General features: G+C 45.9%; 19 protein-coding genes and 1 tRNA gene. 11 read left to right on the top strand and 9 right to left on the bottom strand.

Annotated features, from left to right (window positions below; all coding sequences use genetic code 11):
• Positions 1-250: 250 nt before the first annotated feature.
• Positions 251-327, bottom strand: a tRNA-Pro gene (locus R2X38_RS08065).
• 733 nt (positions 328-1,060) lie between these two features.
• Between R2X38_RS08065 and R2X38_RS08060 the strand changes: the two genes are divergently transcribed.
• The 3 genes from R2X38_RS08060 to R2X38_RS08050 all read left to right on the top strand — a co-directional run bounded on the left by R2X38_RS08060 (position 1,061) and on the right by R2X38_RS08050 (position 3,663).
• A complete protein-coding gene (locus R2X38_RS08060) occupies positions 1,061-1,387 on the top strand; it encodes a hypothetical protein (RefSeq protein ID WP_317521722.1) in 327 nt (108 codons plus the stop codon).
• 579 nt (positions 1,388-1,966) lie between these two features.
• Positions 1,967-2,821, top strand: coding sequence for an ABC transporter ATP-binding protein (locus R2X38_RS08055; RefSeq protein WP_317521721.1), 855 nt, complete (start codon positions 1,967-1,969; stop codon positions 2,819-2,821).
• Positions 2,818-3,663 (top strand): ABC transporter, encoded by an 846-nt coding sequence (locus tag R2X38_RS08050; RefSeq protein WP_317521720.1) that lies wholly within the window; start codon positions 2,818-2,820, stop codon positions 3,661-3,663. The genes R2X38_RS08055 and R2X38_RS08050 overlap by 4 nt, the downstream gene beginning before the upstream one ends.
• 102 nt (positions 3,664-3,765) lie before the next feature.
• Here R2X38_RS08050 and R2X38_RS08045 read toward each other — a convergent pair whose 3' ends face one another.
• From R2X38_RS08045 to R2X38_RS08025, 5 genes are all read right to left on the bottom strand, one after another.
• On the bottom strand, positions 3,766-3,969 hold the full coding sequence (locus tag R2X38_RS08045; protein WP_107298297.1) for a helix-turn-helix domain-containing protein: 204 nt from the start codon (positions 3,967-3,969) through the stop codon (positions 3,766-3,768).
• Between the two features lie 109 nt (positions 3,970-4,078).
• Positions 4,079-6,913: an Hsp70 family protein gene (locus R2X38_RS08040; RefSeq protein WP_317521719.1), complete on the bottom strand. Its 2,835-nt coding sequence runs from the start codon at positions 6,911-6,913 to the stop codon at positions 4,079-4,081.
• A 182-nt stretch (positions 6,914-7,095) separates the two neighbouring features.
• Positions 7,096-8,931, bottom strand: a complete 1,836-nt coding sequence (locus tag R2X38_RS08035; protein ID WP_317521718.1) for an Hsp70 family protein — start codon at positions 8,929-8,931, stop codon at positions 7,096-7,098.
• Positions 8,931-9,590: a DUF2760 domain-containing protein gene (locus R2X38_RS08030; protein WP_317521716.1), complete on the bottom strand. Its 660-nt coding sequence runs from the start codon at positions 9,588-9,590 to the stop codon at positions 8,931-8,933. The genes R2X38_RS08035 and R2X38_RS08030 overlap by 1 nt, the downstream gene beginning before the upstream one ends.
• A 190-nt stretch (positions 9,591-9,780) precedes the next feature.
• On the bottom strand, positions 9,781-10,080 hold the full coding sequence (locus R2X38_RS08025; RefSeq protein ID WP_317521715.1) for a hypothetical protein: 300 nt from the start codon (positions 10,078-10,080) through the stop codon (positions 9,781-9,783).
• Positions 10,081-10,196: 116 nt separating this feature from the next.
• Between R2X38_RS08025 and R2X38_RS08020 the strand changes: the two genes are divergently transcribed.
• The gene (locus R2X38_RS08020; protein WP_317521714.1) at positions 10,197-10,550 is read left to right on the top strand and encodes a YajD family HNH nuclease; all 354 of its coding nucleotides are present in this window, start codon (positions 10,197-10,199) and stop codon (positions 10,548-10,550) included.
• 21 nt (positions 10,551-10,571) lie between these two features.
• Here the strand turns inward: R2X38_RS08020 and R2X38_RS08015 are convergent, their stop codons facing one another.
• Positions 10,572-10,865, bottom strand: coding sequence for a winged helix-turn-helix domain-containing protein (locus tag R2X38_RS08015; RefSeq protein WP_317521713.1), 294 nt, complete (start codon positions 10,863-10,865; stop codon positions 10,572-10,574).
• 185 nt (positions 10,866-11,050) lie between these two features.
• Between R2X38_RS08015 and R2X38_RS08010 the strand changes: the two genes are divergently transcribed.
• The 7 genes from R2X38_RS08010 (at position 11,051) to R2X38_RS07980 (ending at position 18,937) form a co-directional block, all read left to right on the top strand.
• Complete coding sequence (locus tag R2X38_RS08010; RefSeq protein ID WP_107298293.1) at positions 11,051-11,188, top strand: periplasmic nitrate reductase, NapE protein; 138 nt, start codon at positions 11,051-11,053, stop codon at positions 11,186-11,188.
• A 66-nt stretch (positions 11,189-11,254) separates the two neighbouring features.
• Entirely contained in the window at positions 11,255-13,747 is a 2,493-nt protein-coding gene (gene napA / locus R2X38_RS08005; protein ID WP_317521712.1) for a nitrate reductase catalytic subunit NapA, read from the top strand.
• Between the two features lie 10 nt (positions 13,748-13,757).
• On the top strand, positions 13,758-14,216 hold the full coding sequence (locus R2X38_RS08000; RefSeq protein ID WP_317521711.1) for a nitrate reductase cytochrome c-type subunit: 459 nt from the start codon (positions 13,758-13,760) through the stop codon (positions 14,214-14,216).
• 12 nt (positions 14,217-14,228) lie between these two features.
• On the top strand, positions 14,229-14,810 hold the full coding sequence (locus tag R2X38_RS07995) for a NapC/NirT family cytochrome c (protein WP_317521710.1): 582 nt from the start codon (positions 14,229-14,231) through the stop codon (positions 14,808-14,810).
• Between the two features lie 305 nt (positions 14,811-15,115).
• Entirely contained in the window at positions 15,116-16,078 is a 963-nt protein-coding gene (gene lpxL / locus R2X38_RS07990) for an LpxL/LpxP family Kdo(2)-lipid IV(A) lauroyl/palmitoleoyl acyltransferase (protein ID WP_317521709.1), read from the top strand.
• A gap of 343 nt (positions 16,079-16,421) precedes the next feature.
• Positions 16,422-17,351, top strand: coding sequence for an LpxL/LpxP family Kdo(2)-lipid IV(A) lauroyl/palmitoleoyl acyltransferase (gene lpxL, locus R2X38_RS07985; RefSeq protein ID WP_317521708.1), 930 nt, complete (start codon positions 16,422-16,424; stop codon positions 17,349-17,351).
• Positions 17,352-17,554: 203 nt separating this feature from the next.
• Positions 17,555-18,937, top strand: a complete 1,383-nt coding sequence (locus R2X38_RS07980; RefSeq protein ID WP_317521707.1) for a sodium:alanine symporter family protein — start codon at positions 17,555-17,557, stop codon at positions 18,935-18,937.
• Positions 18,938-18,997: 60 nt separating this feature from the next.
• Here the strand turns inward: R2X38_RS07980 and R2X38_RS07975 are convergent, their stop codons facing one another.
• Together R2X38_RS07975 and R2X38_RS07970 are read right to left on the bottom strand one after the other, a co-directional pair.
• Entirely contained in the window at positions 18,998-19,837 is an 840-nt protein-coding gene (locus R2X38_RS07975) for a pirin family protein (protein WP_317521706.1), read from the bottom strand.
• Between the two features lie 150 nt (positions 19,838-19,987).
• A complete protein-coding gene (locus R2X38_RS07970; protein WP_317521705.1) occupies positions 19,988-21,280 on the bottom strand; it encodes a serine/threonine transporter in 1,293 nt (430 codons plus the stop codon).
• Positions 21,281-22,059: the final 779 nt, after the last annotated feature.

The raw sequence follows: 22,059 nt of genomic DNA, 5'->3' as shown, positions 1-22,059 counted from the left end.
GATTTGGCTGCTAATGTGACCAGGGAAAGAGCTCTTCCCCGGCTAACAAAAAAGTACATGTGTTTCTTATTTCCCTTATGTTGCTTGTAGCGAAAGTACAATGCAATGATGTGTTTCAGTAGTTTAACCTAATCGATTGAGGCCGTTGTGTAAAATCAGCGTCAATTACGCCTTCAGATTCGAATGCGTCAGTATCAGATACTTCAAAGAATTGTGCAGCGGGTCTGTTGGCAGGAAAACAAAAACCTTTTGGTCGGACATACTGGATTCGAACCAGCGACCCCTACTCCCCCAGAGTAGTGCGCTACCAAACTGCGCTAATGTCCGCCAAAAGGCTTTAGATTCATCATTTTAGCTGAGAGTCGATTAAATTCTACAATACAAAGGAAAGAATGCAATAGGCTGGGAATCTAAAATAATACCTGTCTCTCATTATTCGTGATAAATCTATCTACCTGATTTAAATGTAAACAATTCTCTATGATTGTACTCGATGGGCATAACCGGAAAATGAACCTGTGGTTGGACCTGATGACAGCATGTTGGCGAGAGTCTGGTAATGCTCAAAGTCCATACCGAGATGAAACTCTATGCCCAAGTTACCTCAAGTTCAAGGCGCTTATAAATTTTCGCTGAAACGGCACCTTTATATAAAGGTTTTGCTTATAAATCTACGCTAACAAGATCACAAAAGGGCGATGAAATCGTTTTAAGGAACTCATTTGCTAAAGTGTTCACTCTAGTCCACAATGACAATATGCAATCAAACCCTTCTGATTGCTGAATATTTGGTAATTTCCTTAAATTTATGTTCACAAGGATTCTAACAAGAGGTATTATCAGCGCATCTACCCTTAGTAGTTCCTTAACTATTGCCACTCTTTGCTTCTAACAACTTCTGTGCTGCATTGGATGTGGTTCAATATGACAAGAATTCTCTTGCCTTGATGCAAGGTAAAATATTTAGAATGTTATTTGCATATCATCATGACATCACTCAAAGGCTCAAATAAAAGCTTGTGATCACAATGCATGGTATTCAGTTTAAGAGGTAATATAGATGGATAACTTTGCAGCTGCTGAAAAAGCATTATCAGCAATGCTTAATAGTGTTGAAGCGAAAACCGTTAAAGTTGATACAAAAACGGGTGTTGTAAAGGAAGAGCGTGTTGATTACCGTCAAGTACTTATCGATTTTGCTGATGAAGTACCTGGTCGCCAAAAGGCTGTGATTAAGCGCATGCCACTACACAAAATTAACAACCTTATTGCTGTTCTTCATGAGTTTAAAGAAGAAGCCCGTCAGGTAAGAATGATGGAAATCTTGGCTCTTATGGAAAAAGATGGTGTCGTACCAGAAGACTTGGTTGAAAAAGTCGAAGAATAACAATCTCGCATTAAACTGTTAATTGTAGATATTAGCCAGCATTCGGTAGAGTGTCGTTGAGCTAATTGATGACTCTCTGAACATATCTGAGCTTCAGAATTATTACTCTATTTGACTTAGAGTAAAGCCTTATATACCTCTTAAATGTGTCGATCCAACGATTGGCACATTCCTTTCTATATTTCATATGCAAGTAGTTACTTTGCACTATGTAATGTCACCAAATACATATACTCATATCCATATTAACGGTATTAGGGCGAATGTGTTCCTGATAGTATGCTTATACCCAAGTTACCTCAAGGTGCAGATTCAGAGGGTTGTCAGTTCATTCAATACAAGGCGAAGATTTGCAGGAATGGCATTCCCTTTCAAAAAGCTTCAACGAAGGAGTGAATGCGCTGACACCCTCCCGAAGGGCGAGTTTTCTAAGCTTTTATATTGCGTTATTGTTTCTTGATTTAGAGCCACTAGATCTTCAAAACAATGCCTTGTATAAAAGCTTATAAATTCTCGCTGAACTTGCATCTTGAAGTAGCTTGGGTATATATAAATAACACTAACTGAAAAGGTTAAATAGTGGATACGTTGGTAGAAGCGCGACAGCTTGGCAAAAGCTACGGTAAGTTTCGAGCGTTGATGGGCATTGATCTTACCATTCAACCGGGGCAGGTTTTAGGGATCCTTGGACACAATGGTGCCGGTAAATCATCGTTAATCAAGTGCTTACTGGGTGCTCATGACTATGATGGAACATTGAGTGTCTTTGGGCTGGAGCCAAGAAAAGAGCGGGTGAAGATAGTCCGCGACTTGGCTTATCTTTCTGATGTTGCTGTACTCCCGGAATGGATGACAGTTAAGCAGATAGTGAAATATAGTGCAGGTATTCACCCTAATTTCAATCTTGCGCTAGCGAAAAAGTATTTATCCCAAACCGATATTCAACTATCTACAAAGATAGGGCGACTTTCAAAAGGAATGAAAGTACAGCTCCATTTAGCTTTAGTTATGTCGGCGGATGTTCGTTTATTGATTTTGGATGAGCCTACGCTGGGGCTGGATTTAATGTTCAGGGAGCGCTTTTATAACCAGTTGATGGATTGGTTGAAGCAAGGTGAGCGCTCAATGATTATTGCCAGCCACGAAGTCGATGAAGTCTCCCATCTGCTTACAGACTTGTTGATTTTGAAGAAAGGGAAAGCGGTAACGGCAGGTGCTGTTGATGAGATAAAGGGCCGATTTAAGAAAGTTTGTGTCAGCGAAGAGAGCAAGCGACAAGCTGAAACGGCAAGGCCCCTATATATTCAACAGGGTGTAAAAGAATCTATGTATATTTATAGCAATGGCAACACTGAGAAGTTATCTAATTTAGGTGAGGTGAGCGAGCCTTCTTTGTCTGAAGTGTTTATTGCCCTGCAGCAGGAGGAAGCATGAGAGCTTGGATTACCCTGCTGGAAAAAGAGCTGATTGAGCACCGTATTGTGATTCGCCTTCCTCTGTTATTACTGGCTTTTGCCATCATTAACTTTGTCTTTGTCATACAAGGAGATAACGTCTCATTCTCAATTCAATCGAGGGGGCAGGGGATTATTGACTGGGGGATTGCTCAAGGCACATTTGCTGGTCTAATTGGCAAGCTTAATGAGGTTGTGGCCGGAATAGTCTATCTAGTATTGTTTTTTATTTACGTGCCTAAAACTTTACGCAAAGAGAAGCAAGAGGGTAGCCTGTTGTTTTGGCGCTCCATGCCGGTATCGGATTATCAGGCAATAGCGGTGAAATTGGTGTTTGCTTTGGTGGTTATTCCATTGATTGCTTCTATCTTGATGCTGGCTGCTGATTTTATTGTTTGGCTGCTAGCAACCATTTGGTTACCACAAGACATGATGGCGAGCTGGGGGATTTCTTTTGCTAATTTAGCCTTTCATTGGTTTGAGTTCCTTGGACGTTTGGCCTTGATGAGTGTTGCACTTTTTCCTCTTGGGGCAGGTCTTATGGCGTTGTCGCAACTGACAAGATACCCTCTGCTTGCTGCTATCTTGGCTGTGATCTTGTTTAAAATCGCGATGTTCCAAGCAACCGGTTCAAGTGAAGCTGGTAATGTGCTTTCAGAGGTGTATGGTCTGCCGTTCTCTATTTTGACGGGTTCTTCTGCCTTGACTGTATTTGCTGATTTCGGTGTCTTAGCCCATTTGGTAATGCTTTGTATTGGATTGGGGTTGTATCTGATGAGCTGCTGGTTGAGAGGGCGGGATGATATGCTGCGAATGACATAAGGGTCTTTAACAGCTTAGCTAGCCTCTAGCTTGGGTGGTAGTTGATATAAAAAAACGGAGAATGATACCATTCTCCGTTTTTTATAGGTTCAAGCGGGAAAACTAAGCCGCAACTACAGTGTTCAGGTATTCTACTTCACGCTTGTACTTACGTACGTTACGTGAAAGTGTACCTTTAGGCACATCGAAACGCTTCTCAGCTTCATAGCTAGATAGGCCTTCGAAAATCACAGCTTCAACAGCAATACGCTGGTTCTCAGACTTGAAGATGCGCTGTGCAATAATTTTATATTGTGAACGGTTCATGTGTCGTGTACTCGCTAGGCAAAAAACATTCCCAGAGAAAATCTCTAAGGAAGAAAAGTTAGTTCTCATTTATGATTGATGAGATTACCAGCTGAACCCTAACAGAACCTTAATCGATTAAGCGTAATCCTGTTGGTAGTGCGTCACCGAATACGCGCTTAGTTTCACTCTCCGTCAACACCTTGACGTTTGATACCATTTCTATCCAACTTTCTGGCGCTTTGCTCGATTTTAGCTTCATGATTACGTCATTTCGATTCTTTTCGTCAATGTCCAAAGTGCGGTCTCCGGTCATCCGGCACATCATTACTGCCGCGAAAGCGATGTTTGGATCCTCGCGCCAGTCGAAGTCCATAAGCTCCGGTAAGCAGTAGGCAACATGCTGTGGAGTGAGCAAATTATGCGCACTACCATAAAATGGACTGCGGGTTGCAATACGGCCAATTGCCCACCAGTGAGCTTGAGAATATTGCGGCTTTTGTAGTCGACCGAAGATCCATTCGATCAGCTGAAGCTTTTTATCAAATGGAATATTCTCAAGGCTTGCCGCCAGGCGAACCATATCCTCATAGCTTCGTTCCTGCAGTTCTTTAGCCAGCTTGCTATTGCGGCTAGCGGCTGGGTTGATGTATTTTGCAATATCCTTATAGATAACCAGCTGTTGTTCTTGGCTTAACCCACCGGCGATACGGCGCCAGAATGTCCACCAATCACTCCAGGTTTGCGCACTGGTATTTGATTGGACACCATGTTGGTAAAGCTGCCAGACTTGCTCTATCCGCCATTCATCCGATGGGTAGCCAAAGCCTGGGCGCATGGTGAAGCCAGTCAGTTTCAACCAGTTCCTTTCATGAAGATCAGAGCGGCGGCGCCTTTTCTTGCTCTCAAGCAACGCATTGGCCAGCTCACGAAGGCAAGGTGTTTCCCAGTTGTCCCGTTTGCCGAGGGTTTTCTCTAACTGGCTACGCAGTGTTTTGATAGTTTTCGGATCATTGTTTTTGGTACTGCCGCCGTAAGCTTGTTTCACTAATGCAATAGCGTCATCCATGCGAGCAGGTAGCGCAGATTGCGCAAGGGTAGAGTCGTCACCATCACGGTGGAGTTTTGCCAGATCTTTGCGGATGGCGAACTCTACTTTCCATCGTTTGTTATCATCATGGATACTGACACACTCCAACTGAAGAGTGCCGACTTCAGTTAGTTGGCAGGCGAGAGTGACTTCTTCACGATCTTTTTGGTTGGCTGCGAGTTCTGCACGATCACGGTCACTATCAAGTGTCGCTATAAACGGTGGCAGCGAGACAAAGCTTTCTTCGTCAATCGTGAAGATTTCGCCTGCTTGGGTGTGGCTGTCATCGGTTGATGAGACTAAGTTAAAACGTACTGGCTCACCGAGTGTCAGCGCAAACTTGCGGTCTTTCAAGCGGATTTCAGTACTCTCATCAATGCCCTTTGGCAGTAGGCAAAGCCCCTGCTTCTCGCGCTTTTTGTTTTCAAGCACCAAGAAGAATGAGCGGGCTGAGCCACCGCCAATTTTAAGTTGGGCACCATGGCGGGCTTTGGCATAGGCAACAGCGCCATAAGCAACAGCTAAATCAGGGTGAGGGTTATCAAGCTGAGTGACGCTGTCACCCTTCCAGTTCGAGAAGGTATCAAGCACTCGGCTCGATAGAAGTGGGCTGTTGAATACGCCACCGTTGAGCAAAACCGCCACTGGAATGGCCGGTTGGTCCGCTTGTGGTGCCTGCGCACTGTCTTTCAACGATTCACGACAAACTGAGTCATGTAGGGCAATGAACTGGGCCAGGTGTTTGCTGATGGCCGGATCTGCCGCATATGGCAAACCGAATTCAATGACCGCAGCCTGACGGTGGCTTGGTTGATCACTGAAATCTGTATGAGGGAAAAAGCCATCAAGTGCGATTTGGTGGACTTCATCACGGGTCATATCAATGCTCTTAGCGCCGCCAATCAAGCGTGAGCCGCTACCGAGCATGGTGACCTTGGCGGTATCAGGAGCGTTACCCGATAGCAGTTGCTCTTTGACCTTACGTGTCTGCTGAATGAGTTTGGATAGGCCGGATGCGCTTAACTTTTTGCTGCCGCCATGGAGGCGCTGTTCGGCAAGGTGGGCAAGGGCAAGGTCAATGTTATCACCACCAAGCATCAGGTGGTCTCCAACGCCAATACGGTCGAGGGTGAGCTTTTCATCCTTAGTACCGACTTTAATCAAGCTAAGGTCAGTGGTGCCTCCGCCCACATCGCAAACCATCAGCAGTGGAATGTCTTTGAGTAGTTCTTCAGCATCGTCTTTGTTTTTGGCGTACCAGTCATAGCAAACGGCCTGTGGTTCTTCCAATAGTAAGATATCGCCAAAGCCTGCCAGTTTAGCCGCTTCTAGTGTAAGTGCTCGTGCAGCTTCATCGAAAGATGCAGGTACGGTGATTACCACTTCCTGATCTTTGAGTTTGTCTCCTGGGTAATGGTAATCCCATGCTTGACGGACATGGTTCAGATAGCTTGCGCTTGCAATAACAGGAGAGACCTTTTGGACGCTTGTATTGGAAGACCAAGGAAGGATTGCCTCGGTTCTGTCAACACCGGTATGCGATAACCAGCTTTTGGCGCTGACCACCTGGCGGCCCTCTACTTTTGCGCCCATTTCTCTGGCAAGTTCACCGATGATGGCATGCTGAATATCACCGGCAACAGGTTCGATATCCCATGGCAATACCATTAGCGCAGGATCGATTTCACCGTCGGCAGGGTGATAGCGAAATGAAGGCAGAAGTGGCTTACGTGCAACCTCGCCGGGGGCGATGAGCTGGTCGATTTCAAAAATGTTGATTGGGCTAGATTCTAAGTCATCTGAAATCGGGGTATAGGCGACAACGGTGTGTGTTGTGCCAAGATCAATACCGACAAGGTAGCGAGGAGAAGTCATGCATCACTCCAGACGTGTTGTTTTAATACTTTTTAAGGTTTTCGATAGTATCCCAAAAGGACATTAAGTGCATTAGCGTAGGTAGTATCTTTCTGATCAAATCTTTGATTTCAAAAAAAGATTATTCACTAATAGCTGAAATAAAAACGGCGCCCTGAGGCGCCGTTTTGTATAACAGAATGTTATTTCTCGCGAACGTCGAATTCGACCTGCCACTTCTGGCCGCCATCCGTCGGAATCGCTTCAAGGCAAAGGCTGCCAAGCTCTGTAACGCGAGATGCTAGACGAACAGGAACGATTTCACCTGCAGTACGGCCATCAGAAACTGGTAGAGTCACCTGGATAGCTGGCAGCTCTTCCAGCTCTTCCGGCTGCCACCAGTCAAGGTGGGTACCGGCTGGGTCATCACGGCGCACGGTCGAGCCGAAGAACTTAAACTGAACCGGCTGACCAATGACCAGGCCAAATTCGCGGCTTGGTACATCGGCATGGGTACCTTCTTCCATACCGAATGGGGCAACACACAGTGCTTCCAGCGGTGGCTCCATTCCAGGAATGGCTGGCATAGCGCTCTCGATGCCGACGTAGTAGCTGCTTGCGATGCCGCCTCGGATACGAACGCCTTTACCTTTACGGACAGAGCCGTAGTAAGATGCGCCGCTGGCAACGGCAAGATCAAGATCCAGGCCTTCAAGTAGTTTCGCCTCAGGGCTACCTGCTGTTGTCAGCCAGCTGTTGATGATTGAAAGCAGACGCTCAGACAGCAAATCAGACTTCAGGACACCACCGTTGAACAGGATAGCGGTAGGGCGGATAAAACCTTCATGAAGCTGGTCGTACTTTTCGAATAGCTCATCGACTGCAGAAGACTGACGGCTAAGGAAGCCAGCAACATGGCGAGATACCGCTGCATCTTGCGCGTATGGTAGACCCATCTGGGTCAGTGCACCACGCTGCATTTCGACAGGGTGCTGTTCGATAGTGTTGCGAGGAAAGAAGCCTTCAACCAGCGTCTGCTGCACTTCTTCTTGAGTCAACTCAGTTTGTAACGTGCCACCCAGCAGCTTAGAGCCACGACTTGGAACAACAATCGGCACTGCCTGAAGCTCTGCATCACTTAGCAGGGCTTCTTTAGCATCACGACAAGCGTGAGTGATGGCTTGGATCTGCCAAGGCTGAAGCTGTTTGCCTTCTTGAGCAAGTTTCATCTTCAAACGGTAGGCCAACGCTAGATCCATGTTGTCGCCGCCAAGCAGGATATGATCACCTACAGCGACACGGTTAAGCGTTAGGTTGCCTTCTTCTTCGGTGACGGCGACCAGTGAAAGGTCGGTGGTACCACCACCGATATCGACCACCAAAATAACATCACCAACAGATACCAGGTCACGCCATGTGTCGTCGTTGTTCTTCAGCCAGCTATATACAGCCGCTTGTGGCTCTTCCAGCAGGGTCATGTGCTTGAAGCCAACTTCGCGTGCCGCTTCTGCTGTTAGATCACGTGCAGCAGGGTCGAATGAAGCCGGAACAGTAATGGTTACGTCCTGATCAAAAAGTGGTGTTTCTGGGTGCTGGTGGTTCCATGCTTCTGCAAGGTGCGCAAGGTATTGGCGAGTCGCCTCAACTGGCGATGCCTTGGTCACTTCATCAGGGCTGTTCAATGGCAGGAAGGCATCACGGCGGTTGACACCACCATGGCATAGCCAGCTTTTTGCGCTCGCAATCAAACGAATAGGGGTTTTGCTACCTAGGTTTCGGGCCATGGCACCAACAATCGCGCTTGGCTTGGCAGACCATGGTAGAGCAGTGTCACCTTCAGCAAGCTCAGACTCATGGGCTTGATACATAAAAGAAGGGAGCTGGCTCTTTTCTTCAACGTTGCCCGGTGTGGTTAGTTGGGCAATTGGCATAACGTTGACGCTGGCGTCTTCGTCTTGCAAATCTACATAAGATAATACGCAGTGGGTGGTACCAAGGTCGATACCAACACTGTAACGGTGTTCTTGAGTTTCTTGCATCACAGTTCTACCTCAGCGGCGGCAACAATTTTCGCATCGTGACCTTCTGCCAGCTTAGGCAGTTTAATGTCAGTCACTTTCCAGCCGCGGTGGATTAGGGTTCCGGTAAATGGCGCTTCGCCAACCACGTTACCTGTTAGGCGTATTTCAGAAGCGTTGAAGCCTTTTGGTAATGTTATACGTGTTTCTTCTTCTTCGGCACGTACAGGGGCAAAGCTGAAGTATTCAGATAGTACTTTCTGGCCGCCTTCGTGAATAACGCGGGCAGCAGCACCGATTTCAGCATCGCTGAAACCTTTTAGGTCTTCTTGCATGAAGTCGATGAAACGTGCTTCTTGTTGAAGCAGAGAAAGAAGCTGCAGTGCCGCATCAGGTGTTGACGTTTTTAGCTTAGGCTCAACTTCAACAATCTTCTCGACTACTTTTTCAACTTCTACAACCTTTTCGACCTCGACAATTTTCTCGACAGGTTTTTCAACCTCTACGATTTTCTCGACTTCTTTCTCAACAACTTTCTCGACTTCGACCGGTTTACCTTTTTTAGAGATATAAAGTACCAGCATGACGAGCAACAGGCCGCCCAGCCAAGCATGTCCCATATCAATCGTTGTCGGCATTGCCGATAAGTCCACAGTTAATTCAGAAAAATCAAAAGCCATATGTCGTCTTCTCTATAGAGTGAGAGTTTAATTCACAAATTAGGGCAAATATTATCATAATCAAGGTGCATTACATCTAAGGGGGGTATTTTTTTGCCCTCTGATAAGCATTTAGCTACCTTGTCGCTCAATTTAACACCAAATAAGGTTTACATTGCTCTGTCATTTGGGATTGTATACCCAAGTTACCTCAATATGCAGGTTCAGCGAGAATTTCTAAGCTTATAGACAAAGCATTGTTTTGAAGATCTAGTGGCTCTAAATCAAGAAACCATAACGCAGTATAGAAGCTTAGAAAACTCGCCCTTCGGGAGGGTGTCAGCCCATTCACTCCATCGTTGAAGCTTTTTGAAAGGGAATGCCATTTCTGCAAATCTTCGCCTTGTATTGAATGCGCTGACAACCCTCTGAATCCTGCACCTTGAGGTAACTTGGGTATATAAATGATACACTGTCTTTGCTGTGCTTTTTGCATAACCATAGCTGTCATTGTTACCCCTGAGTGTTTCATTCAGTGAGACTATTCATGAATTTGCTATTGTTTGCAGCGCCTCTAAGTAATTTTCGGTAGACTAACGCCGAAATCTATCAATCTTAGGTGAGAGAATGTCTTCTGATTTTTATGGAACCAGTGCAGCGTATGCTCGCAAAGAGCAAGGCTACCGAGAGAAAGCGCTGAAACTATTTCCTTGGGTTTGCGGTCGTTGTACCCGTGAGTTTGTGTATTCAAACCTAAGAGAGTTGACGGTACACCACGTTGACCATGACCATACCAATAATCCCGAAGATGGCAGTAACTGGGAATTACTCTGTTTGTTCTGCCATGACCATGAGCACGAGAAGTACACTGAACACGATAACCAGATGGGCAGTGTAATAAAAGCCGGAGAAGATGATCACCAAGCGGCGACATTCAATCCATTTGCTGATCTCAAAGCAATGATGGAAAAGAAAAAGTAGCCTGTGACGGGCTAGCTGTGCTTAAGGGTAATTAAGTATCAGTTTAATTTCTGCGATATTATCGGCGATCCACGTTTTGTTGATCGCCCCCCAATCTTCTATTTCATATTTACCACTGCGATTACGTTCGCCTTTTGCTTGTTTGAAGGTACATACGATATCAAGGTCAGCGAGGCTCTTGATGGTATCTTGCGCCGTTCTTCGTGGCATACCGGTATATTCCAAAATACCTGGTACCGTAGCAATACCCGAGTCAATGAGGTGGGCGATATAGAGCCGACGGTAGAAGCTGGACTTGGTTTTGCTGATAGTCATTCCATGACTCCTTTTTAAACAATCTCTTATCTATCACACTATCATTAAATTTACTGCTGTTGCACTATTTTATCCCATGTCAACTAATACGACGCATTCTCAATGAAGGTTTTTGATCTCATCAAGTTATCAATTTCTCGGAAGCTAGCTAGAGTTATAAGTATCCAACGAAATTGGAGATTGAAATGAGTGATGCTAATCAGCACCGTTCTGAGTTAAAGGCTTTTCTGTTTATTACCGTTGTACTGTTTCCCATTCTTGCTGTTGCCGTTGTTGGTGGCTATGGGTTTTTTGTCTGGTTTTTACAGGTAGTGACAGGCTAGAAATAAGAATAATCAACAGCTTGTGTGATTGTCTTTACCGTGAAGCAATAGTTGAGTGAGAAAACAATGAAATGTTCCCGGCGTAAGTTTATCAAAGCACAGGCCGCGGCCAGTGCAGCCGCTGCAGCGGGTATATCCATTCCTGTTGTAGCCAGCAATGTTGTTACGGATGCATCGAAAACCCAGATCACTTGGGAAAAGGCACCCTGCCGATTCTGTGGGGTGGGGTGTTCGGTGAATGTGGGTGTGAAAGATGGCAGGGTGGTTGCTACCCACGGAGATATCAAATCCCCCGTTAACCGTGGCCTCAATTGTGTCAAAGGCTATTTCCTGTCAAAGATCATGTACGGTGAGGATCGCCTTACCCAGCCGCTGTTGAGAATGAAAGACGGCAAATACGATAAAGAAGGGGACTTTACCCCGGTAAGCTGGGATCAAGCGTTCGACATCATGACCGAAAAATGGAAGGCGGTGCTGAAAGAAAAAGGGCCTGAAGCGATTGGTATGTTTGGTTCCGGTCAGTGGACTATCTATGAAGGTTACGCTGCGGCTAAGCTGATGAAAGCTGGTTTCCGCTCCAACAATATTGACCCGAATGCTCGACACTGTATGGCTTCGGCTGTAGTAGGCTTCATGCGTACTTTTGGTATCGATGAGCCGATGGGGTGTTACGATGATATCGAATCAGCAGATGCCTTCGTGCTCTGGGGCTCGAACATGGCCGAAATGCACCCGATACTCTGGACGAGGGTAACGGACCGCAGGCTGTCTAACCCTGATGTGAAAGTGTCAGTACTCTCTACTTTTGAACACCGCAGTTTTGAACTGGCCGACATCCCCATTGTTTTTGAGCCGCAAACCGATTTAGCCATCCTCAACTTTATCGCCAATTACATCATTACCAATGACAAAGTGAATAAGGACTTTGTCGACAAGCATGTTAACTTCCGCCGTGGTGCAACCGATATTGGTTATGGGCTGCGCCCTGAGAATCCTCTTCAGCAGCAAGCCAAGAACCCTGATAGTGGTGACTCTGACCCAATGACTTTTGAGGAGTTCAAAGAGTTTGTCTCAGAGTACACGGTTGAAAAAGCCAGTGAGATGTCAGGCGTGAAACCTGAGCGACTCATCGAACTTGCAGAGCTCTATGCTGACCCCGACAAAAGGGTCACCTCTTTCTGGACCATGGGCTTTAACCAGCACACCCGAGGGGTGTGGTGTAATAACCTGGTCTACAACATCCACCTTCTTACCGGTAAAATTTCCACCCCGGGTAATAGCCCATTCTCACTGACTGGCCAACCTTCTGCTTGTGGTACGGCCCGTGAAGTCGGTACCTTTTCCCACCGCCTACCAGCCGATATGGTGGTGAACAACCCTGAGCACAGAAAAGTTGCCGAAAAGATCTGGAAGCTACCTGATGGCACGATTCCAGAGAAAGTCGGGGCACATGCGGTATTGCAAGCTCGGATGCTGAAAGACAGTAAGATCAATGCGTATTGGATCCAGGTTAACAATAACCTTCAGGCTGGCCCAAATATCAATGAAGAAATCCTGCCAGGTTACCGTAACCCAGACAATTTCATTGTTGTTTCCGATGCTTACCCGACAGCAACTGCACAGGCTGCCGATCTAATCTTACCAACAGCAATGTGGGTAGAAAAAGAAGGGGGATACGGTAACGCCGAACGCCGAACTCAGCTGTGGCACAAGATGGTGGATGCGCCGGGAGAGGCGATGTCTGATCTTTGGCAATTGGTTGAGTTTTCTAAACGCTTTAAAACCGATGAGGTTTGGCCGAAAGAGCTGCTTGATGCTAACCCAGACTACAAAGACAAGACCTTGTATGACGTGCTTTTTGCCAACGGTCAGGTCAACCAGTATCCACTGGAGGACATTTCTGAAGGGCACAGCAACGACGAGTCAACACAGTATGGCTATTACTTGCAAAAAGGGCTATTTGAAGAATACGCCCAGTTTGGCCGTGGTCATGCCCATGATTTAGCGCCGTTTGAAGTTTACCACGAAGTAAGAGGGTTACGGTGGCCGGTTGTAGATGGTAAGGAAACCTTGTGGCGGTTCAAAGAAGGTTCAGACCCTTATGTCAAACCTGGCAGTGGCTTCGATTTTTATGGTAAGCCCGATGGTCGAGCGGTTATTTTTGCTTTGCCATATGAGCCGCCAGCAGAAAGCCCGGATGAAGAATATGATTTGTGGTTGTCTACCGGACGGGTACTCGAGCATTGGCATTCAGGTTCAATGACACGTCGTGTCCCTGAATTGCATAAATCTTACCCTAACGCGCAGGTGTTCATGCATCCGGATGATGCAAAAGAACGAGGAATGCGCCGCGGGGATGCGGTTAAAGTCGTCTCACGCCGAGGTGAGATACTTACACGTGTAGAGACTCGAGGTAGGAACAAACCACCTAAAGGTTTGGTTTATGTCCCATGGTTTGATTCCAGCCAGTTGATCAACAAGGTGACGCTGGATGCTACTGATCCTCTATCCAAACAGACAGACTTTAAGAAGTGTGCTGTCAAAGTAGTAAAGGCATAGGAGTTTAGCCATGAATAAATTACTTGCTGTGCTTTTACTCACATTTACCACCGGCGTGGTTATCGCGGCGACAGAGGCGATTAAAGGGGATGAGCTGGCAACAACTCGTCAATATGCCTTAAACGGTGAGCCTCAACCTCCTCAGATGAACAAAACCATTAACGACGATAGGATCCCCAAGCGTAACTACCCTATGCAGCCGCCGGTGATCCCACATAAGATCGATAATTACCAAGTAGACTTGAATGCGAACAAATGTATGGCTTGCCATGCACGGAGTCGGGTGGAAGAAACCCAGGCGAGAATGATCAGTGTCACTCACTATATGGATAGAGACGGTAACTTCCTTGCGGAATTGTCACCACGGCGATACTTCTGCGAGCAGTGCCATGTGGTACAGACTGATGCTAAACCATTGGTTGGCACTTCGTTTACCGATCTCGATACGCTGCTCGATCAAGAGAAGTAAGGGAGGAAGCGTATGTGGCAATGGTTGAAAAAATGGTGGGCCTTAATCCGTTCGCCAGCAAAATATTTTAGTCTAGGTTTTTTAACGCTCGGTGGCTTCATCGCTGGGGTGATTTTTTGGGGGGCGTTCAACACTGGGATGGAGTTTACTAACTCAGAGCCATTCTGTGTTAGTTGCCATGAGGATAATGTCTATCAGGAAATTCAAGGCACTATTCATTTTACCAACCGTACTGGGGTTAGGGCGATTTGTTCTGATTGTCATGTACCGCATGACTGGACGGATAAAATGGCCCGTAAGATGCAGGCCTCTAAGGAAGTATGGGCTTGGGTAACAGGGGCGATTTCGACACCTGAAAAATTCGAGGCCCGTCGTTTGCATATGGCGGAGCGCGAATGGACAAGGATGAAGAAAAATGACTCATTAGAATGCCGTAACTGCCATGAGTTCAGTTATATGGACTTCACGCAGCAGTCTCAACGTGCATCTGTTCAGCATTCAAGCTCGTTAGCAGATGGCTCAAAAACTTGTATTGACTGTCATAAAGGTATTGCACATCGTCTACCAGACATGAAAGGTGTTGAGGGGTTCTAATATCTTTCTTGCAATTTTATAGAGCGCTGAGGGCATCTTGGCCAAAAACGGCTGTAATTGACGCATTTTTAGTTTTGCGTTGATTATAGTCGTTTTTTTATTTATGTTGGCTGCTATGCATATGCGTTAATTTTCAGTGTTTTAATAATGAAGTTTTTATTTTTTGAGTGGTGTGCTGATAAATGATTTAAAGTGGCTTGATTAAGCTGTGAATGTGCGGGGATCAAGGGTAGAATTCGGAGCGATTTACTGCGGTTATAGCGCTCAGTAAATCTTTCATATTCTATTTATTGTGATGCCTATTTATGAGCAAATTTGCTGCACCTCGCTTCTCTCTAAAATTGTTGGGGCCACGTTACTGGCCAACACTCCTTTTAATTCTTGTAATGTATTTATTGAGTTGGTTGCCTTATGTCGTACAGCGCCGATTAGGGCAGGGTATGGGCCGGGTAGCTTTGGGGTTAATGAAGAAGCGTCGTTTTACGATTGAACGAAATCTCGAGCTTTGCTTCCCGGAAATGGCAGCGGAAGAAAGAGAACAAATCATTAAGTCCAATATTGATAATACGGGCCTTGCCTTATTCGAAACCGGGATGGCTTGGTTTTGGTCTGATGCAAGAGTGAAGCGTCATGTGCGTATTGAGGGGATGGAGTATATAGAGCAATTGGAGCGCGAAGGAAAAGGGGCTCTATTTATTGCTGTCCATTCACTGAATTTGGAGTTAGCAGCACGAGCGTTTGGTATCCATAAGTCCGGGGCGGGTATCTATCGTCCCAATAACAACCCTTGCTTTGATTTTGTTCAGTATCGAGGTCGTGCCCGCTCAAACCGTACGTTGATAGATCGAAAAGATGTGAAAGGGATGTTGAATGCACTAAGTACAGGGCAGCGTGTGTGGTATGCGCCTGATCATGATTATGGCCGCCGGCGTTCTACATTTGCTCCACTGTTTGCGGTTGAACATGCCTGTACAACCACAGGAACGAGTTTGCTGGTGGACAACAGTGGTTGTGAGGTGATGACATTTAGAATGGTGCGTGAGTCAAATTCTGGCGATTACGTGATTACGATTGAGCCTCTTCAAGAGGCATTTCCTCGCAATGAACCTGAACGAGCGGCGATTGTTGTCAACAAGGCCGTCGAGAGATCAATCCTTGCGGCACCATGTCAGTATATGTGGTTGCACAGGCGCTTTAAAACTCGGCCTGAAGGTGAAATGTCCCTGTATCAGAAAGTGGGGGCTGAGCTGAACACTCGCGTGGCATAATGTCGTAATAGCACTGCAAATCTGTTCGACGCACATCCTAAGTGGCTTGGAATCAACAAGCCACTTTTTATCTTTCTTATTCCTTCATCCATACTTTAATCATCTACACATTAGCGCTCATTGATTGCTTAGTTTTGCGACTATAATCGCCTCATCTCTACTCACTGGCTTAATGAAAACTGAAAATTAACGGTACAAAACTTCAGCCACTTGCATAGCCTATCTCCACGCAATAGAATGCAGTGTTCGATATAACTTCCGTAAATAGATCTTCCACTAAGGCATACTTTAATGAGTCATAATGTGAGTGCGGAATAAAAATAATAAAGGGATATCATTGCTTATGAGCAAATTTACAGCGCCAACCTTTACCAAGTCGCTATTACACCCTCGATATTGGCTCACCTTAACTATGGTTGGCCTGATGTACCTTATCAGTTGGTTGCCGTATTTTATCCAGTTTCGAATGGGGCAGGGGCTTGGACGCTTGGCTATGCGGATTATAAAAAAGCGCAAGAAGACCATTGCCCGAAACCTAGAGCTTTGTTTTCCTGATATGTCGCAAGAAGAGCGCGATGTGTTGATGAAAAAGAACATCGATAATACTGGCTTAGCTATGTTTGAAACCGGTATGGCTTGGTTCTGGCCTGATATCCGCGTTGAACGCCATGTGACCTACGAAGGATTGGAGCACATTCATAAGCTTGAAGCTGAAGGTAAAGGTGTTCTGCTAGTGGCCGTGCACTCGTTGAACTTGGAGCTTGGTGCACGAGCTTTTGGCATGAAAACACCGGGTGTGGGTGTGTATAGACCTAATAAAAACCCTTGTTTTGACTTTTTCCAATTCAAAGGTCGAATCCGTTCAAACAAGTACATGATTGACCGTAAAGACGTAAAAGGCATGCTGCGCGCTTTGCGCAAAGGCGAAAGAGTATGGTATGCCCCTGACCATGACTATGGTAAGCGCCGATCGACGTTTGCGCCTTTGTTTGCGGTCGAGAAGGCATGTACAACCACAGGCACCAGTTTGTTGGTCGACGCGTCACATTGTGCAGTCGTTCCATTTGCCATGGTGCGCAATACAGATTCCGGCCGCTACACACTGAAAGTTTTCCCACCGTTGGATGCGTTCCCGCATAATGATCCTGATGCTGCAGCTGCCTATGTGAACAAAGCGGTTGAGCGCTCGATTATGGAAGCGCCTGAGCAATATATGTGGTTGCACCGTCGCTTTAAAACTCGTCCTGAAGGTGAATCATCGTTGTATGATTAACCGCACAGCTTGAATTGATAGAAAAGCTTCCTTGGGAAGCTTTTTTTATGTCTGAACATAATGCACTTACCTTACCTAATTAGGATAGTTTCCTGCCTTTAATTACTTTTAGTATTTATCCTCATTATTCATATCCATGTTGAAGTTATAGGCAAGGCCGCCTATGTTTTTTGGATAAGTAAATAAAAATAGAGAGGATAAGGATGGATTCAATAGCGAATTTTGTCTCAGCCATAAACGGCTTCGTGTGGGGCGTTCCCATGCTGGTACTTATCCTCGGGGTGGGTATATACCTTACTCTTGGCTTAAAGCTAATGCCCATTGCAAAAATTGGAGCCGGTTTTAAGTTGCTATGGACGGGCAGGATCCCTGAGAAAGAAGAGGAAGTAAAAGGGGAAATAAGCCCGTTCAATGCATTGATGACCTCGCTTTCGGCAACTATCGGTACCGGTAATATCGCAGGGGTGGCAACAGCAATATTTTTAGGCGGCCCCGGCGCATTATTTTGGATGTGGTGCACGGCATTGGTCGGAATGGCCACGAAATTTGCCGAAGCGGTATGTGCCGTGAAATACCGTGAGACGGATGCCAACGGCAACCATGTTGGTGGCCCGATGTATTACATCAAAAATGGCCTGAGCAGTAAGTGGGCCTGGCTAGGGACGGCATTTGCTATTTTTGGTGGCTTAGCAGGATTTGGTATTGGTAATACCGTACAGTCAAATTCTGTTGCTGCAGCGGTCGAATCAAGCTTTGGTGTTTCACCAATGATTTCCGGATTGGTGATGATGATATTGGTCGGGCTGGTACTGATGGGTGGGATCAAGCGAATTGCTGATGTGGCGGGTAAGTTAGTACCTTTGATGGCAGCTTTCTATATCGCCTCTGGCCTTATTGTTCTGATAACGAATATTTCAGAAATACCTGCCGCTTTTAGTTTGATTGTTAGTAGCGCCTTTACCCCAGTAGCTGCGCAAGGCGGTTTTGCCGGTGCCGCGGTATGGGCGGCAATTCGGTTTGGTGTTGCTCGCGGTATTTTCTCGAATGAGGCCGGGCTTGGTAGTGCTCCAATAGCTCATGCTGCCGCGCAAACGAAAAACCCTGTAGCACAAGGCCTGGTGGCCATGCTGGGTACTTTTATTGATACCATCGTTGTTTGTAGTATCACTGGTTTAGCCATTGTTGTATCAGGTGTTTGGCTCAGTGGTGAAACAGGGGCAGCACTGACTTCAGCTGCCTTTGCTTCTGTACTACCGGGGATAGGTAATTATGTAGTTGCCATCGCACTGTCTATTTTTGCCTTTACTACCATATTGGGCTGGAGCTTTTATAGTGAAAAATGTATCCAGTATTTATTTGGTGTAAAAGCGATTGTTCCTTTCAGAGTGCTTTGGATCATTGCCGTGCCGATTGGGGCAACCAGCTCTTTAGAATTTATTTGGTTACTGGCAGATACATTGAATGCCATGATGGCCATCCCTAATTTGATTGCGCTAGTGTTGCTAAGCCCAGTGGTGTTCAAACTGACCAAAGAATACTTTGAATTACTTGCACAAGAGAAAATGAAGGACTCAGATCCTGATTAGATATTTCTGCATGCCGACTTATTTGTCTTTCATACAGTAAGTCGGCATGTTTGTTGAAACTTATACCAATGTACCTTGTTGGTAATCTTGTATTGCTTGTTCTATCTCATCCATGGTGTTCATCACAAACGGGCCGTAATGCACCACCGGTTCGTTAATTGGCTGTCCAGATAATAGCAGCACGCCAGCTTGTCCATCTGTTGAAATGGCCAAACCTTCCCCACTACCGAGTATGGCAAGGTTTCCTGCACTGACTTCTTTACCTTCAACAGTGATAGCGCCCCTGTACACATAGAGCATGGCCTGGAAATCAGGATTCAGGCAACTGTTGAGGCTAGCCGCGTGATCAGCTTGCCAATCAGCGATGGTGACTGGAACGCCCGTTTGCTGCAGCGGCCCCGCAAGTGTTGTTCCTTTGATGGTTAGGTCACCGGCAATAATACGTACCAGGCTACCATCTTCTTGCCGGTGCTGAGCAATCACATCCGGTTGGAAGTCATGGTAATCCGCAGGCTGCATTTTCTTTGCTGCCGGTAGGTTAATCCAAATTTGAAAGCCGTGCAGCTCGCCATCGGTCATGATTGGCATTTCGCTGTGGATCACTCCGCGGCCAGCGGACATCCACTGTGCGCCACCATCTCGTAATTCACCTACGTTGCCCATGTGGTCTTTATGTTGGAAGTGGCCACTGAGCATATACGTCAGGGTTTCTATGCCGCGATGGGGATGAGGTGGAAAGCCTCCAACATAGTCAGCAGAGCTTTCTGATTTCAATTCATCAATCATCAAAAAAGGCGAAAATTGCGTATTGTTAAACCCGTGTACGCGTTGGATACGAACACCGTCACCATCAGAAGAAGGATGGGCGGAAATAAGGGACTGTATTTGTCGAATAGCCATGTTTGCCTCCTGATTTGTTTATGGTTTCAGTGTAAGCAGAGTTTAGTGTGACAAACAGTAGGCACTGACGAACAAGATGTTTTAAAAAATTGAATATAAAATAACAAAGGCCATCGAATGATGGCCTTGGGAAGTTTTTGACTTAATGGCTTATTGTGCCAGAGAGTAGAAGATAGCCGAGATAGAAATCAGGCCGATAACAACGATAAATACGTTGCTGATTGCACCTGAGTATTTGCGCATCGCCGGTACTTTCTTGATGGCGTACATCGGCATGATGAATAGCAGCATAGCGATGATTGGGCCACCTAGGCTTTCAATCATACCCAGAATACTTGGGTTGATAGTGGCTACGGCCCAAGTTGTGATAAGCATGAAGCCCGCAGTGAATGCGTTTAGTGCTTTAGGGCCGATCTCTTTACCACGGCTGCGAGATACTTTAACAACCAAACCGTTCAAGCCTTCGCTAGCACCTAGGTAGTGGCCTAGGAAAGACTTAGTAATTGCGATAATAGCAACGATAGGCGCAGCGTAAGCAATCATTGGCGTTTGGAAGTGGTTAGACAGGTAGGTCAGAATAGACACGTTCTGTGCTTTCGCTTCAGCCAGGTTGGCAGGAGAAAGTGAAAGAACACAGCTGAATACGAAGAACATAACGGTTACAACCATCATGATGTGCGCGCGCTGAAGTACACGGCGTGCCTGTGGCTCTGCGTTGTCACCGTGTTCTTTCTGCATTGCTACCGCGAAAGAAGAGATCACTGGCGAGTGGTTAAATGAGAATACCATTACCGGTAGGATCAACCATACTGCCATGAACACAGATGTCATACCGCCTTCAGCAGGCATAACATGGTTGAAGATCTCGCCGTTCCACTCAGGCACTAGGTATAGCGCAAGTGCTAGAAGAACTGCTACAAATGGGAAAACCAGCATACTCATTGCTTTTACAATCAGCTCTTCACCAAGGCGGACAATTGCCATTAGGCCGATAATCAGTGCAAGAGCAAGAATCCAGCGAGCAGGAGGAGTGATGCTCAGCTGGTTGATCATAAAGCTTTCTACTGTGTTAGTTAGGGCAACACTGTAAACCAGTAGAATTGGGTAGATAGCAAAGAAGTAAAGTAGGGTGATCACTTTACCCATGCCAGCACCAAAGTGTTCTTCAACCACTTCTGTGATATCAGCACCAGGGTTAGAGCTTGAAAGCACGAAGCGAGTCATACCACGGTGTGCAAAGTAGGTCATTGGCAGTGCAAGCACTGTCATTACCAATAATGGGATTAGGCCGCCTACACCGGCGTTAATTGGCAGGAAAAGTGTACCTGCACCAACAGCGGTACCGAAAAGGCCTAGTACCCAAAGGGTATCGGCTTTTTTCCAGCCCAGCTTTGCTTTTGTGGTTGATTGAGAATGAACGGTATTGTTTTTCACAGTGTCCATTATGGACATCTCCTTTATAGGTATAGTTTATATAGCCTTCAAAGGGTTCTCTTCTGTGTATCTTCCCTGCTTTACTGATGGAACGTCAGTAAAGGAGTAAGAGCAGTTTTGCAAACAACTATTTGCAGTTCAGATGAACAAAATAAGAAGCGTGTTGCGGGAGAGGATCACTTCAAACGGGAAAGTGATCATAGTGACGTCCTGGGTCTAAAAGCGCTAATTCCATGCATGCACAATGCTACTTGGTAATGACTGCTCTAAATCTCTAACTAATTAAAACCTTTAATAATGACAATTGGAACCCTAAATAGGACGCGGCAAGTATAGGGGATTATCCGTATCACAACTATGGTTTTTCGCTTTTAGGCGTCTGTTTGCACAATAATCAGACACTTGTTTATAACGATAAAATATCAAGTTATAGGTTTTTATGTCTAGCAGTGAAAATGTATTAATTATTGTTAATGCTGGTTGGTTGTAGGCGCTTATATGAGTTCTGGGTGTTTATTATTTAAACAGATAAGTGTGCGTTGCTGCTGTTATTAGCCAATGGGATGCTCGAGGTGTGTTTTGCCTAGTCAAAAAGGAGTAGTTTGATTGGCGGTTAATTTAATAGCGGAAATTAAGTGATATTTCCCTGATGCAATGATGATGGCCAGGAGAGGTGGCTGTATTTAACTTATAGTTAAAAAAACCGCCAGCTGGCTAACACCGATCAGTTAAGCCATTGATCAGTTGAATGATCCTACGGTTGAGTGAAAATACCCTCAGACATTAAG

It is taken from the genome of Photobacterium rosenbergii (assembly GCF_033022775.1).
Lineage (GTDB): Bacteria > Pseudomonadota > Gammaproteobacteria > Enterobacterales > Vibrionaceae > Photobacterium > Photobacterium rosenbergii_A.
The sequence above is the reverse complement of the archived record's forward strand: the minus strand, read 5'-3'. Positions and strand labels throughout refer to the sequence as shown.